Source organism: Kribbella sp. NPDC058693 (assembly GCF_042715335.1).
Classification (GTDB): Bacteria; Actinomycetota; Actinomycetes; order Propionibacteriales; family Kribbellaceae; genus Kribbella; species Kribbella jiaozuonensis.
This window is the reverse complement of sequence record NZ_JBHXSQ010000001.1, coordinates 696500-710821: the sequence shown is the minus strand read 5'-3', so window position 1 is coordinate 710821 and position 14322 is coordinate 696500. Positions and strand designations below refer to the sequence as shown.

Below are 14322 nucleotides of genomic sequence, written 5' to 3'. Positions count from 1 at the left end.
CTCAAACCAGTAGTGGCTGACGCACACAGTCGTGCGCCAGATCAGAAAGGACGAAGGAATGAGTCCCACCGGCACCAACGATTCCGGCACCAACTCTCCGGGGCCGAGCCCCCGGACGAACGCGATCTCGCGCCGGCACGTGCTCCAGCTGTTCGGCATCGCCGGTGTCGGCGTGGCCGGCATCGGGTCGCTGGAGGCCTGCTCGCCGAGCTCTCCGAGCAGCAGCACCGACAGCAGCAAGTCGGCGAACAAGGAGTTCCACGGCGCGTACCCGTACCAGCTGCCGCCGAAGGGCCACTTCAACCTGGCCGCCGGCGTCACCGACGGCATCCAGCAGTCGAGCCCGTACCTCGACCTCGTCTACCCCAGCGGCGGCCTCTACTACTGGGCCGACAAGAAGTGGGAATGGATGATGGCCGAGTCCGGCACGCTGGACGAGGTAAACAAGACGTACACGATGAAGCTCCGGTCCGGGCTGACCTGGAGCGACGGCAAGCCGGTCACGGCGAAGGACGTCGTGTCGACGTTCAACCTGCAGTGGCTGATGCGCCAGCCACCGTGGACCTTCTTGTCCGACGTCACGGCGAAGGACGACACCACCGCCGTGTTCACCATCGGTACGCCGTCCACCGTGCTCGAGCGCTACATCCTCCGTGCCCCGATCCTGCCGGACTCGGTGTACGGCGAGTGGGCCACCAAGGCCGAGACGATGCGCAAGGCCAAGACCAGCCTGGACAGCGCCGAGGGCAAGCAGCTCAACGGCGACTTCCAGAAGTTCCGTCCGGAGAACCCGGTCGTGTCCGGTCCGTTCAACTTCGACGCGAAGAACATGACCAACGCGCAGATGAACCTGGTCAAGAACGACAAGGGCCTGTTCGCCGACAAGATCGGCTTCAGCAAGGTTCTCCTGTACAACGGTGAGACCTCCGACATCACCCCCGTCGTCCTCAACAAGGACGTCGACTACGCGACCCACGGCTTCGCGGTCGCGACCGAGAAGACGCTGGAAGGCAGCGGCTTCCGGATCCTCCGGCCGCCGGTGTACTCCGGCCCGGCGCTGGTGTTCAACTTCACCGCGCACCCGGAGCTGTCCGACCCGAAGGTACGGCAGGCGATCGCCTACGTGCTCGACCGCCAGGAGAACGGCACCGTCGCGCTCGGCGACTCGGGCAAGCCCTGCAAGTTCATGGCCGGCTTCTCCGACATCCTCGTGCCGGACTGGGTCTCCGACGCCGACCAGAAGAAGCTGCAGGCGTACGAGAAGGACGAGGCCAAGGCCACCCAGCTGCTGCAGTCGGCCGGGTGGAAGAAGACCGGCGGAAAGTGGACGCTGCCGAACGGCAAGCCGGCGGCGTACGACATCAAGTTCCCGACCGAGTTCGCCGACTGGAACCCGGCCGCCACCAACGCGGCCGACCAGCTGAACAAGTTCGGCTTCAACATCACCAAGCGGGGTATCACCTTCACCCAGCTGAACCCCGACGTGCTGGCCGGCAAGTTCGACATCGCCATCCAGAGCTGGGGTGCATCGAGCCACCCGCACCCGTACTTCTCGTTCGTCCAGGACCTGTACACGTTCAACTACGTGATCGCGGCGAACACGGGCGGCAAGGGCATGAACTTCCCGCTGAAGCAGACCACCTCGGCCGGTCCGATCGACCTGCAGTCCGTGGTGGACAAGTCCGCACAGGGCCTGAACATCGACGAGCAGAAGAAGAACGTCACCGCCGCGGCGATGGCCTTCAACGAACTGCTGCCGATCATCCCGCTCTGGGAGCGCTACGGTAACAACCCCGCGCTCGAGGGCACCCGGGTGGCGAAGTTCCCGGCCGACGACGACCCGATCCTGAAGAACGCGCCGTACGCGGACAACTTCGTGATCATGTACATGTACCAGGGCAAGGTCGCGCCGGTTTAACCTCTGGCTTTTTGACCTGTTTGTCTGATTGGGTCGGCCGGGTGATCCTCGTTCGCGAGATCGACCCGGCCGACCTGGCCTTGTTCGACGAGTGGTACGACGCCTTCCGGGCCGGTGCGGTCGCCGGCCGGGAGGCCGCGTTGATGACCGGCCGCGAGACGCTCGGCTACTCGCTGCGCAACCCCAGCCCGCTGAAGCAGCGGATCGCCGTGGGCGCGTTCGAGGACGACCGCGTGCTCGGCGGCATGCTGTTCGAGTACCGGCTGACCGACAACCTCGACACGGTCGAGGTCGAGATCGACGTACCGGCTGAGCATCGGCGGCGCGGGATCGGTACGGCGCTGTGGCAATGGGCGGTCACGCGGTCCGCGCAGCTCGAGCGGACCATCGTCCAGACCGAGCTCGCCGTGCCTTGTGAGCCTTGGCCGGGAGCCGCCTTCGCGGAACGGCTCGGCTTCGAGGTGGAGCACGTCGAGGAGCATCTCGTCGTACCGCTGCCGTACGACGACCTGCGGCTGGACGAGCTGCGGGAGTCGGCAGGGCGGCCGAACGGCTACCAGCTCACCTCGTGGGCGGGCGTGTGCCCGCCGGAACACCAGCAGGCGTACGCCGATCTGCACACCGCGATGGATCTGGACGTACCGACCGGCGGCATGACCCGCGAGCTCGTGCCGTGGACGGTCGACAAACTCGAGGCGAGCGAGGCGCGGATCGACCGCAACTACCTCGCCCTGGTGACGATGGCGCACACCGACGCGGGCGAGCCGGCCGGGTACACGCTGCTCTACCTGCCGCGGGCCGACGCCGAACACGCCCAGCAGGACGACACGCTCGTACTGCGGGAGCACCGCGGTCACCACCTCGGCACGTTCTTGAAGCTGGCGAACCTCGAGCAGCTGGCCAAGCACCGCACGACCCAACGCTTCCTGCACACCTGGACGGCGCTGTCGAACGCGCCGATGCGCAAGGTGAACGCCCGCTTCGGCTTCCGCGCGGTCGAGCAACATCGTGAGCTCGAGCTGCGCCTTCCTCGGCTGCGCCCCGCGGCGCGGGCGGTGATCGTGGACGAGGAGGAGCGCATCCTGCTGGTCCGCTTCGAGTTCTCCAGCGGCCCGGTGTGGGCGACACCCGGCGGTGGCGTCGAGGCCGGCGAGACCTTGATCGAAGGGCTCCGTCGTGAACTCGTCGAGGAAGTCGGGCTGAGCGACTTCCCCGACCCGCCGCATATCTGGCACCAGGAAGTCGTTGCCGAAGGCCACGCAACTGGCTACGACGGCGTCCTCAACGACTACTTCCTGATCCGTACGGCGGCCTTCGATCCCGCCGGCACCATGAATGAGGCCGAGCTCCGCGCGGAGAACGTGCACGGCATGAAGTGGTGGACGTTGTCGGAGTTGGCTGCTCATGACGGCCGCTTCGCGCCGCGCGACCTCCCGACCCTGGTCGACCGGTTGCTGCGGAACGGCCCACCGGTGGTGCCCACGCAGCTCGGCCTGTGAGAAACCCGTTCGAACTCTGCAAGAAAAAGAGTCCGGGGAAATCGGAACGTTAGCGTTGAAGTGTGAGCACTCGACATACCGTTGATTGGTTCGTCCCCGTTCGATCGGCCGGCGATATCGCCACCCTGCAGACCGGCCGGCTGCCCGACGGACTCCGCGTCGGCATCGCCTTCACCACCCTGGACCGGCTCCGCGCGGCAGCGGGCGTCCAGGAGTTCATGCGGGTCTCGGAAGACGCCCTGCACGACATGCTGACGCCGATCGGGATCGCGCGGATCCAGCTCGACCCGACGATGGTCGCCGTACCGGTCAGAGGCGCCGTAGCCAGCTGAGGTGGCCCTCGTCCATCACGGCGTGGCCGTCGGCGCTGTCCGCGACGTTGGGGTCGTGGGTGGCGATCACGACGGCTGCGCCGCGGCGGGCCTCCTCGTGCAGCAGGTCGAGGACGCGTTCGCGGTTGGTGCTGTCGAGCTCGCTGGTCGACTCGTCCGCAAGGATCACCCGGCCCTGCTGGGCGATCCCGCGAGCGACCGCGACCCGCTGCTGTTCGCCACCGGACAGCTCCTCGACCAGGTGGTCGCTGCTCTCCTCGAGCCCGACTCCCGCGAGCGCCTGCTCGATCGTCCGCTCCACCTCGGCACCCGGCTTTCGCTCGGCCAGCAAGGGGATCGACAGGTTCTCACGGGCGGTCAGCACCCGCGCGAGTCCGTTGCCCTGCGGGATCAGTACGACGCCGTGCGCGGCCGCCGTCGGCCGGTCGGTGATCACCAGCCCGTCGATCTCGACCTGGCCCTTGGCCACTGGCGCCGCGCCGGCGATTGCCCACAGCAACGAGCTCTTGCCGGCGCCGGACGGTCCGCTGACCGCGAGCACGAAGCCCGGCGGGACCGTGAAGGACACGTCGGACACCGCGGTCAACTCGCCGTACCGCACGGTCACCTGGCTGACGTTGATCACTGGTTCCCCTCCTGCTCCACGGGGGTGAGCCGGATGACGCCGTCGTCGGTGGTGACCTGGACGAGCGTTCCGGCCGGTAGGAGTTCGGCCACATGCGGTGGCAGCGGCAACGATCCGTCGACGGCGACCACGGCATACTCCTCGCCGGACCGGCCCTCGGAGGCGATCCGGCCGTCGCGGATGGTGATGGTGCGGGGGAGCGTCGCGGCGACTTCCGGGTCGTGGGTGACGAGCAGGACGGTCATCCCGGTTTCCGTGTTGATCGTGCGCAGCGCCGCGAGGACCTCGTCGCGGGCGTGGTGGTCGAGCTGGCTGGTCGGCTCGTCGGCCAGGAGCAGGCCGGGGAGCGTTGCGATGCCGACGGCAACGGCGCACAGCTGGACCTGCCCGGGTGTCAACTGGGACAGGGGTGTTGTCCCATGGTTGCCCAGGCCAACGAGTTCGAGGATCGTCTCCGGGGTGGGCAGGTCGCGGTCGTCAGGTGCGGCCTGCTGGGCGTAGCGGATGTTGTCGGCCGGCGTCAGGTACGGGATGAGGTTGCGTCCGGCACCTTGGAGGACGATGCCGACATCACCGGACCGCATCCGGTCCAGCTCGGCATCCGTCATCGTGGCGACGTTGTGCTCACCGACCTGCAGCCGGCCCGCGCTGGGCGTGAGCAGACCGCCGCACAGTTGCAGCAGCGTCGACTTCCCAGCACCCGATGGGCCGAGCAGCCCGACCAGTTCGCCAGGCCGGACGGTGATCCCGATACCGGACAGCGCCGCGACGTCGTGGCCGTGAGCACGGTAGATGTGCACGAGTCCCGTCGTACTGATGGCCAATCCGCTCACGTCAGCTCCTCCCGGATGCGGTTGTAGGTGGAGCGTCTGTTGACGCCGCTGCCGAGGAACAGCGTTGCGGCCGCGAGGATCGCCGTACCTCCGGCCCAGAGGATCAGTGCGACCGGCCAGCTGATGCCGAGGTCGAGCGGCACCGGCCCGCCGCTCGTTGCGAACAGCGGTATGAGCGGCAGCGCGACGTGCGCACCGACCAGCCCACAGATCGTCCCGAGCAGGACGGCCAGCGCGACCGGACCGGTCTGCTCCCAGCGCGCGGCCCGTCCGGTCGCGCTCGCCGGTACGCCGGTGATCTTCAGGCTCGCGTAGTCCTGCGCCCGCGACCGCCACGACGTGACGACGGTCAGCAGCAGTACGACGATCGCGAGCACCCACGCCGCGATTCCGACCACCGGTGTCAGCTGCAACGCGAGCGCGCTCGCCGACCGCCCGTACGCCGCGATCCGGTCGTCCCGGCGATCGATCAGCTCGGCGTTGTACCCGGCCTTGGTGAGCTTGTCGGTGATCGCGTCGACGTTCGCCAGACCGTCCTTGTTCAGCCAGAGCTCGAAATCGGTGCCTTCCTCGTCGACCACACCGCCGAGCCGCCGTACCGTCTCGAGATCGACCACGGCGGTGCGATCGCTGTACCGGTTGACCGGTCCGCGCAGCCGGTCGATCCGGCCGAGGGTCATCGGGCTGGCGTCGGCCGCCGGGCTCGTGGTGGCGTTGTCGACCCAGTGGTACTCCGGCGTGACCAGTGCGGGTACGACGGGCGGCACGGTCGCGTACTGCAGGAACAGGTCGGCACCGAAGCTCTTCATCGCGATCGTCAGCGCACCGCCGGGCGCGGCAGAGATCGAGCTCTGGTCGGAGCCCAGTTGCGGAACGGTCTGCCAGGCGTCCGCCTTGCCCAGGGCAATCGTCGGGTGGTCGTCACTGGAGATGTTGCTGATCACAACGTTGCCTTGGACACCGGCCGGGTCGAGCGGCTCGCGGCCGATGCCGAGACGCAGCAGGTCGCAGCCGCCGAGGCAGTCCACCGGCGCTCGCAGTACGACCGGCTTGGTCGACGGGAACCGGATCGGCGGGAACGAGACGAGGAAGCGGGACCCGTCGCGGTGGCTGACCACGTTCGCCCGCAGTACGACGGACTTCGGCGCACCGCCGTCGATCGCGTCACCATTCGCGGCGCGGCTGATGATCGGCTTGATCCCGTTCACCGAGACCGTGGCCGTCAGCTGCGAACTGCGGAACGCGAGCGGGGCGAGGTCGCTCGGCGCCTGCAACGCCTGCCAGCCCTGCGCGTCGGTGAGCTGGTCGCCCTGGAACGCGACCCGGCGGAAGCTGTCCGGCTCGATCATCTCGGTCTGCAGCGTGTCGGGGGAGGGCGGCCGGGAGATCACGACCGGGGTCAGCCAGTGCCGGTCCGGGTCGATCTGGTTGACCGTTTGCATGAATGCGCCTAGATACAGGGAATTCATCCGCAGTACACCCTCGGCGCCGGTCTCGTAGCCGGAGCGGGTCTCGCGGTTGGTGGCGGCGATCGACGAGGCCTGGCCGGCGAACGTGAGGAGCGCGGCGGCGACCGCGACGGCCGCGACGATCCGGGTCACGGCCGGGCGGCGCGAGATCTGCAGTGCGCCGAGCGCGAGGCCGAGTCGTCCGTTGCGCAGCGCTCGCCGGCTGATGAGCCCGGCGGTCGGCAGCAGCAGGTGCGCGAAGATCAGGCCGGCCGCGAGCCCGAGCAGCGCGGGCGTGAGTACCGGAAGCGGGCCGCGGCCGTCACCGGTCAGCGCCGCGATCAGACCGGCCACGGCGAACACGATGATGCACAGGTCGGCGACGCCGATCGTCCGGCCTCGGCGGAGCGGGAGGACGCGTCGTAGCAGGCTGGAGATCGACTGGCGGACGGTGCCTCGGACCTGGAGCACGACCACGATCAGCGCGAGTACGACGGCTACTGCCAGCGCGACCGGGACCGTCCAGGGCAGTTCGATCGGTGCGCCGTACCGCAGCCAGGTCGCGCGGACGACGAGCAGCAACGCGAAGCCGGCGAGACCGCCGAGCAGGGTGCCGACGAGTACGGGCAGGCCGAGTTCGATGCACAAGGCGCGCTGGGTCCGGCGCGCGGACGATCCACGCAAGCGGGACAGCGCGATCTCGGGCCGCCGCTGGTCGACCACAGCCGCCAGGGCAAGCGCCAGTACGACGACCGCGAACAACGCGACCTGCACCATCACCAGCGGGATGATCGTGGTCGCCTGCTTCCGCTCCGCCTGGATCTGGTCGACGAGCGTGGCCAGCGAGGACGTGTTCTGCGCGGCTACGCCGATCTCCCGGGCGTTGCCGTTGACGGTCTCGGTCGCCTCCTTCAGGCGATCCAGGTCGCCGAGCCGGGCCACGCCGGGGATCGGCCCGAAGTCCGACGTGACCCGCTGCGACCACGTGTCCCCGGTGAAGGTCGAGCTGTCGGTGAAGAACTCGTTGGCGGCGCCCGGGTCCTTGTCGGCCGGCTGATGCGAGTGGCCGGTCGGATAGTCGCCGTACCAGAAGTCGCCGCGCGCCTGCTTGGGCTGGTAGAAGCCGACGATCGTGAGACTGCCGCCGCCCTTGCCGACGTCGCTCGGCGTCGCGGCCACGGTGGTGCCGAGGCGGAAGTCCCAGGTGGTCTTGTCGACCGTGGAGGCGATCACCTCGTTCGCCGCCTGCGGACAGCGGCCCTCGGTGACGGTGAGTTGAGCGCAGTACCCGTCCCGCCAGCGCACGCGCGCAAGGGGCGACGGGTCGCCCGCGGTGGCCGGGATGCTCCAGCTGACGTCGTTGTAGATGCCGTGCAAGGGCGGGGTGAAGAGCGGCTTCAGGTCGTGGGGGAGGAGCTTGTCGAGGTCCTCCGGGCTGGTGCTGCCGCCGACCTGCCGGCTGGTCGAGGCCAGCAGCCAGGACGCGGGCAGACGCTGCCCGGACAGGGTCTCGGTCATCACGGTCTGCTCGACGGCGCGGGCGAACCACGGCCCGAAGACGGCGCAGGCGCCGATCAGCAGGCTGATGCCGGTCAGTACCAGGGCCTGTGCCCAGCGGTACCGCAGCGCCCGACGCAGGAACATGTCCACCCCTTTGTTGCTCACTTGTGCCAGCCGAAGATATGGAATGTTGCGGCTTTTGTGCTTCGCGGCGGCAAAATGTCACAGTAATGTTGTCTGGACAGGAATATGGCTCACCCCGTGCCCCTCGTGGTGCGGCCCGGCGGTAGGTTCGGGGCATGCGTGAATCCCAGCTCGGTGACCTGACCGTTTCCGCCCTCGGCCTCGGCTGTATGGGGATGTCCCAGTCGTACGGCGTCCGGGCCGACGACTCCGAGTCGATCGCGACGATCCATGCGGCGATCGACGCCGGCTGTACCTTCCTCGACACCGCCGACGTGTACGGCGACGGCGAGAACGAGGAGCTCGTCGGCCGCGCGCTGGCCGGGCGCCGCGACGAGGTCGTGCTCGCGACGAAGTTCGGTTTCAAGCGGCCCGCTTCGGGCACGGCGCTGCCGAGCGTCGTCGACGGCTCACCTGCGTACGCGCGGGAGGCCCTGGATGCGTCGCTGCGGCGGCTCGGTGTCGACCACGTCGACCTTTGGTACCTGCACCGGCGCGACCCGCAGGTGCCGATCGAGGAGACGGTCGGCGCGATGGCCTCGATGGTGGAGGCGGGAAAGGTGCGGTACATCGGGCTGTCCGAGGTGAACGGCGAGACGGTGCGGGCGGCGCACGCAGTACATCCGATCACCGCCGTACAGAGTGAGTGGTCGTTGTGGACGCGCGACCCGGAGACCGTCGTACTGCCGACGCTGCGTGAGCTGGGTGTCGGGTTCGTACCGTTCAGCCCGCTCGGGCGCGGGTTCCTGACCGGGCAGATCAAGTCGGAGGCGGACTTCCCCGAGGACGACATGCGGCGCGGGCTGCCGCGGTTCCAGGGGGAGAACTTCCAGCGGAACCTCGACCTGGTCGCGCAGGTGCAGGCGCTGGCTGCGTCGAAGGGGGTCACGCCCGGGCAGCTGGCGCTCGCGTGGCTGCTTGCGCAGGGCAACGATGTGGTGCCGATCCCGGGGACGAAGCGGCGTACGTACCTGGCCGAGAACCTGGGCGCCCTGGATGTGACGTTGTCTGCTGACGAGCTGGCCGCTTTGGAGGCGACCTTCCCGGCGGATGCGGTGGCGGGGCAGCGGTACACCGACAGCGGGATGGGCCTGGTGGGCAAGTGATCGGTCTCACCGGGTCGACCGGGCAGCTCGGTTCCCGGATCGCGGCGCGGTTGGCCGGCGTACCGCTGCGGTTGATCGTGCGGGATCCGGGGCGGGCTCCTTCGGTGCCCGGTGCGTCGGTGATGCAGGCGGCGTACGGCGAGCATGCGGCGCTGCTGAACGCGCTGGACGGGGTCGATGTGCTGATGTTGCTCAGCGCAACGGAGTCGGCGGATCGAGTGGCGTTGCACAAGGCAACGGTTGATGCGGCCGTGGCGGCCGGGGTGCAGCGGATCGTCTACACGTCGTTCGTCGGGGCGTCGCCGGGGGCGACGTTCACGTTTGCTCGGGATCACTGGCATACCGAGCAGCACATCCGGTCGACGGGCGTCGACTTCACATTCCTGCGAGACAACCTCTACCTCGACTTCGTCTCCGGCGGCGTGGGCGAGGACGGCGTAATCCGCGGCCCGGCGGGCGACGGTCGCGTCGCGGCCGTCTCCCGCGACGACGTAGCCGCCGTCGCGGCCACGGTGCTCCTCTCGACCATCCCCGCGCCCCAAACCACCCCGGCCGCCCCGCCCTCGGCCGCCCCGGCTCCGGGCACCTCGGTTCCGGGCGCCTCGGCGTCGGCCGCGCCGGCCCGGCCTGCGTCCGCCCCGATCGCATCCTCGGGGTCGGGCGCTCTCGGGACCTCGGACGGCCTGCCTCGGGTCGCATCCGATCACTCCGGCGCCACGTACGACCTCACCGGGCCGCGGGCGTTCACGCTCGCCGAGGCGGCCGCGGTGCTGACCGACGTGTGGGGCCGCAAGGTCCGCTACGAGCCGGAGACCCTCGACGAGGCGTACCGATCCCGCGAGTCCTACGGCGCGCCAGCGTGGGAGGTCGCCGGCTGGGTGACGTCGTACGCCGCCATCGCCAGCGGCGAGCTCAGCCAGGTGTCGACCGCCGTACGTGACATCACCGGCGTCGAGCCGACCGGCTTCGAGGAGTATGTCCGCGCTCAGTGAGAGACTGGTGCGGTGCCGCTCTACCGGGATCAGGCGATCGTGCTGCGCACCCAGAAGCTGGGTGAAGCGGACCGCATCGCCACGCTCCTGACCCGCGCCAACGGCAAGGTCCGCGCGGTCGCCAAGGGAGTCCGCCGTACGTCGTCCCGCTTCGGCGCGCGCCTCGAACCGTTCAGCCACGTCGACCTGCAACTCGCGACCGGCCGGACACTCGACGTAGTCACGCAGGCCGAGTCGATCGCGGCGTACGGCGAGGGCATCGTCGGCGACTACGCCCGGTACACCACCGGCACCGTCCTGCTCGAGACCGCCGACCGCCTCGTCGTCGAGGAGAAGGAACCCGCCACCCAGCAGCATCTCCTGCTGGCCGGCGCCCTCCGCGTCCTCTCCACCGGCGAACGCGAACCAGGCCTGGTCCTCGACTCCTTCCTCCTCCGCTCCCTGGCGATCTCCGGCTACGCCCCGTCCTTCGACGACTGCGCCCGCTGCGGCGAACCAGGCCCCCACCGAGCCTTCAACCCCGCCTCCGGCGGCATGGTCTGCACCTCCTGCCGCCCCCCGGCCTCAGCCATGCCCAGCCCCGCCACCGTCGCCCACCTGGCCGCCCTCCTCACCGGCGACTGGCCAAACGCCCTAAAAGCCGACCCCAGAACCCGCCGAGAATCCACCGGCCTGATAGCCGCCTTCTTCACCTACCACCAAGAAAACCAACTCCGCTCCCTCCCCCACCTGGACCTGACGTCGGGAGCCTCCTAACCGCCCAGGCCTTCTGACCGCCAACAGGCCATCACGTTTGCCTACCAGGCCACCCCGTAGATCCCGGCCGCGACGACCGCGGCCGCCCCTCCGGCAAACGCGCCGCAGGCAATCCCACTGGCATGCCCGTCCACCCGGTCGCCCCTGACCGCGTACCAGCGCTTTCCTGCGCCCCCCGACCCCGAGCCACCTCCGTAGGCCCCCGCGACGGCGCCCCAACAACAATCGCCCGCGAGGCCCGCAACGGCTGCTGCCCGTCCCACGCATGAGCAATAGCCCGCTTAGCATCCAACTCCGCCTGCCTGGACGCGACTCCGCCACTCAGGTCCTGCCAGTTGTCGAACCGGTCGAGGCCAGGCTGCCGGTCAGTCGGATGGCGACTCAGGCGAGCACAGACGTGCGCGTAGATGTTGTTCGGCCCGCGCCGAGGTTTGACCGCGAGCAGCTCCCGCCGAGGCAATCCGCCGGGCGTCGCACTCGCCATCTCTCGGAACACCAGGCGATAGTCGGCCGGCCGTTGCGGATCCGACCGGACGTACGCCGTCACGCAGTCGCGCAGGTCACTGTTCCCGGGCGAGTAGGTCAACGCATGATGACCGTTGGACTTGCCGCTCGCGAGATCCAGCATCGTCCGCAGGACCTGCCTTCGGAGGGCAGCCGCAGGACCGAAACGATCTCTGCTCGCCGCGAGATCGATCCGGCGATAGTCGACATCGAAGTTGGGCCCAGCCACCAACTGGTACCCGACCCCGGCGATCACGATCCCTCGCGGTCCTCACGACGCAACTCCTCCAACAACTCCTGCGTCTCCGGCCCCATCCGAGCAGCCCACTCATCCAAATCCAACGGCTTGCTGTCCGGCAGCGGTTCGGTCGCATACCTCCGCACCGTCGGGTCGTCCACCACACCGGCAGGCGGCTGAACATCCCCCCGCAACTCCCGATACTGCGCCGCCGACATCACCACCGCCTCCGGCTCCCCGTCCTCCCCCCAAACCACAGGCGCCCCCGTCCCCGCCCGCACCCCCTCCATCAACCGAGGCAACTCCCGACCCAACACCCCCAGCTCAACCACCTCATCCGGAACCGAGAACTTCCCTTCCCCACCCAGATCCTCAAACTCGTCATACGTCAACATCACCGCCTCAGGCCCCCCATCCCCAAAACTGAACGCCCACCCCCCACCCCGAAACCGCCCAAGCACCCCCACCAGGTCCACCCGAATCTCATCAACAGAGGCCCAAGTCGTCATACCCAAAACCTAGTACGCCTCGACGCACCCCCGCGGTACTTATCCACAGCAGGCGAAGCAATAGATCAGCGGACTATCGTCGTCTCCTCATCGACGAGAAGTCGACATGCCGCACTCTTCTCACAGCCAAGGCGCGATTCGAACCAACGAAGTCTTCGCAACACGCATAGCCGCGACCGGACCATGCTGGGCTTGCCGCCATTCCGGAGAGCGACAACACGCGGACGGCAAGCGATTGCGCCAAGAATCAGCTGGCGGCGCATCTGATCGGTTCCGTCCTAGCCCCTGCAGCTACAACGAGGGGTCGCCCTCCGCAGGTCACATGTTGCGTCAGCAGCCAGCCTCGGTAGGCGCAACCGCGTCCCCACCGTCCGGATCAACCAGCACCGGCACGGCTTCCCCGATCCGCAGCTGCGTAGCGGCCTGCTGCGTCAAGGAGATCTGGCCGGAGTCGCCCAAGGTGCTCTGCCAGGTCACGTCCCATTGAGCCGTGGCCGTCACCGGGTACTTGCAGTCCGGGAGCTCGTGTGAGGTCTTCTTGTAGCGATGCCCGCAGTCAGGCGAGTCCTTGATGCCCATCGACTTGTCGTACGGCGTACCCGGCCCGTCACACCGGATCGTGTTGCCGTCCCCCATCGACCAATTGATCGCCTTGACCTTCGCCGTCGCGGTGACCGTCAGCCCCGGCACACTTGCACTCCGCACGATTGGACCCCAAGTGTTCTCGGTCTTCGTCACCCACAGCCAAACGGGCATGTTCACCAGGCCGATCTGGTCCACGCTGGGGGCCGACTTGATGAGTGGCTTGCCCAAGTGCATCTCCGCGATGGCTTCATACGCGAGTGTCACAGGGTCAACCACCACGGTGTCGGGCTTGCCGGGCAACCACACCCATTTGGTCACAAGATGCTTGCCGTCGTCGTAGCCCTGCTCACGGACGCAAGCCCAGATCGCGCCATCCGTATGCCCTTGCCAGGCTGGATCGCTGTACGGAGGCTGCGGGTCAACGCTTTGCAGGTAGCACTGCTGACTGTTCGACCAGTTTCCAAGCTTAGAGGTGCACGCCTGCGCGGCACCGCCCAACTGGCAGACGCGCTTCGGCTGCTGCGTCGTCGTCTTGGCTGGTTTCTTGCCCGGCGTGGTGGTTTCCTGCAGGTGCTCTACGACGGAGCGTGGAGCCCACCAGCAGTGGCCATTGGGCAAGCACATCGGAACGTAATCGCCGTCGGGCTTGGGCGGCAGATTCTTGTTGTCCGCCGAAGCCGGCTCCACAAACGCGAGGACCATCAATGCAACCGCGGCCGCGACACAGCCGACGATGATCCGCTGTGCGGGCCTCAGCATGTCCCTGCATCTTTCTGCTCGACCAAGAACCAGATCTTCTCGGACTGGCCGTTGGGTGGGGCAAAGACGAGTTGAGCCTGCACTTTGCTTCGGCCGCTGTTTCCGGGGCCGACAGGTACCGGCTTGCGTGTTGCTAGGTAGTGCAACGAGGTCCTGGAGGAGTCCAGACAAGCGGTGAGACGTACTTCAGGTTGCTGTGCCTTGAGCTTGACCGATGCAACGGACATCGACTCCACGCGGACCCGGCCTTCCTGGTACCAGCCCCGCTCCTGGTTGAACTGCACACTCCCCAATATCTGGATGAGCCAGTTACCGCCTGTGCCGGCCTGCAGCAGCTTTTCCCGGGTTGCGGCTGGAGGGTTGTTGAGAGCTGCGTCAATGGCAGCCCACGCGGCCACGTACCGAGCCTTGGCTGCGGTTATCGCGGCTTGTTCTTCGGGGGTCCAGGTCGGGGTTGAGGGGGTGGTGGGGGTTGGGCTCGTGGTTGGTGAGGGGGGCGTGGGCGTGGTGTTGGGTCGGCCGGCTTCGGGGGAGC

At 68.2% G+C, this 14322-nt stretch carries 12 protein-coding genes; 6 read left to right on the top strand and 6 right to left on the bottom strand.

The annotated features are described in order from the left end of the window. The first annotated feature begins 58 nt into the window (after positions 1 to 58). The 3 genes from ACFWUU_RS03355 to ACFWUU_RS03345 all read left to right on the top strand — a co-directional run bounded on the left by ACFWUU_RS03355 (position 59) and on the right by ACFWUU_RS03345 (position 3749). Complete coding sequence (locus ACFWUU_RS03355; protein WP_380172306.1) at positions 59 to 1918, top strand: ABC transporter substrate-binding protein; 1860 nt, start codon at positions 59 to 61, stop codon at positions 1916 to 1918. A 41-nt stretch (positions 1919 to 1959) separates the two neighbouring features. After that, positions 1960 to 3417 (top strand): bifunctional GNAT family N-acetyltransferase/NUDIX hydrolase, encoded by a 1458-nt coding sequence (locus ACFWUU_RS03350; protein ID WP_137253827.1) that lies wholly within the window; start codon positions 1960 to 1962, stop codon positions 3415 to 3417. 62 nt (positions 3418 to 3479) lie between these two features. Continuing rightward, entirely contained in the window at positions 3480 to 3749 is a 270-nt protein-coding gene (locus ACFWUU_RS03345; RefSeq protein WP_137253828.1) for an SAV_915 family protein, read from the top strand. On the opposite strand, the gene ACFWUU_RS03340 is transcribed toward ACFWUU_RS03345, so the two are convergent. From ACFWUU_RS03340 to ACFWUU_RS03330, 3 genes are read right to left on the bottom strand one after another with little or no spacing between them, the layout of a single operon-like run. Next, positions 3727 to 4374: an ATP-binding cassette domain-containing protein gene (locus ACFWUU_RS03340; protein WP_380172304.1), complete on the bottom strand. Its 648-nt coding sequence runs from the start codon at positions 4372 to 4374 to the stop codon at positions 3727 to 3729. The two genes, ACFWUU_RS03345 and ACFWUU_RS03340, sit on opposite strands and share 23 nt — an antisense overlap. Then, positions 4371 to 5207 (bottom strand): ABC transporter ATP-binding protein, encoded by an 837-nt coding sequence (locus tag ACFWUU_RS03335; protein ID WP_380172302.1) that lies wholly within the window; start codon positions 5205 to 5207, stop codon positions 4371 to 4373. The genes ACFWUU_RS03340 and ACFWUU_RS03335 overlap by 4 nt, the downstream gene beginning before the upstream one ends. Further along, positions 5204 to 8320 (bottom strand): FtsX-like permease family protein, encoded by a 3117-nt coding sequence (locus tag ACFWUU_RS03330; protein WP_380172300.1) that lies wholly within the window; start codon positions 8318 to 8320, stop codon positions 5204 to 5206. The genes ACFWUU_RS03335 and ACFWUU_RS03330 overlap by 4 nt, the downstream gene beginning before the upstream one ends. Before the next feature lie 134 nt (positions 8321 to 8454). Between ACFWUU_RS03330 and ACFWUU_RS03325 the strand changes: the two genes are divergently transcribed. Genes ACFWUU_RS03325 through recO form a run of 3 tightly spaced genes read left to right on the top strand, consistent with a single transcriptional unit; the run spans position 8455 to position 11192 of the window. Beyond that, positions 8455 to 9444, top strand: a complete 990-nt coding sequence (locus tag ACFWUU_RS03325) for an aldo/keto reductase (protein WP_137253831.1) — start codon at positions 8455 to 8457, stop codon at positions 9442 to 9444. Next, positions 9441 to 10436, top strand: coding sequence for an SDR family oxidoreductase (locus tag ACFWUU_RS03320; RefSeq protein ID WP_380172298.1), 996 nt, complete (start codon positions 9441 to 9443; stop codon positions 10434 to 10436). The genes ACFWUU_RS03325 and ACFWUU_RS03320 overlap by 4 nt, the downstream gene beginning before the upstream one ends. Positions 10437 to 10448: 12 nt before the next feature. Continuing rightward, a complete protein-coding gene (gene recO, locus ACFWUU_RS03315) occupies positions 10449 to 11192 on the top strand; it encodes a DNA repair protein RecO (RefSeq protein ID WP_380172296.1) in 744 nt (247 codons plus the stop codon). A 756-nt stretch (positions 11193 to 11948) separates the two neighbouring features. Here the strand turns inward: recO and ACFWUU_RS03310 are convergent. The 3 genes from ACFWUU_RS03310 to ACFWUU_RS03300 all read right to left on the bottom strand — a co-directional run bounded on the left by ACFWUU_RS03310 (position 11949) and on the right by ACFWUU_RS03300 (position 14185). Then, the gene (locus ACFWUU_RS03310; RefSeq protein WP_380172294.1) at positions 11949 to 12443 is read right to left on the bottom strand and encodes a hypothetical protein; all 495 of its coding nucleotides are present in this window, start codon (positions 12441 to 12443) and stop codon (positions 11949 to 11951) included. Between the two features lie 330 nt (positions 12444 to 12773). Further along, entirely contained in the window at positions 12774 to 13787 is a 1014-nt protein-coding gene (locus ACFWUU_RS03305) for a hypothetical protein (protein ID WP_380172292.1), read from the bottom strand. Further along, the gene (locus tag ACFWUU_RS03300) at positions 13781 to 14185 is read right to left on the bottom strand and encodes a hypothetical protein (protein WP_380172290.1); all 405 of its coding nucleotides are present in this window, start codon (positions 14183 to 14185) and stop codon (positions 13781 to 13783) included. The genes ACFWUU_RS03305 and ACFWUU_RS03300 overlap by 7 nt, the downstream gene beginning before the upstream one ends. Between the last annotated feature and the right edge of the window lie 137 nt (positions 14186 to 14322).

Coding starts and splice junctions, on each gene's coding strand:
- ACFWUU_RS03355 (WP_380172306.1), top strand. CDS start 59: ATGAGTCCCACCGGCACCAACGATTCCGGCACCAACTCTCCGGGGCCG.
- ACFWUU_RS03325 (WP_137253831.1), top strand. CDS start 8,455: ATGCGTGAATCCCAGCTCGGTGACCTGACCGTTTCCGCCCTCGGCCTC.
- ACFWUU_RS03310 (WP_380172294.1), bottom strand. CDS start 12,443: ATGACGACTTGGGCCTCTGTTGATGAGATTCGGGTGGACCTGGTGGGG.
- ACFWUU_RS03305 (WP_380172292.1), bottom strand. CDS start 13,787: ATGCTGAGGCCCGCACAGCGGATCATCGTCGGCTGTGTCGCGGCCGCG.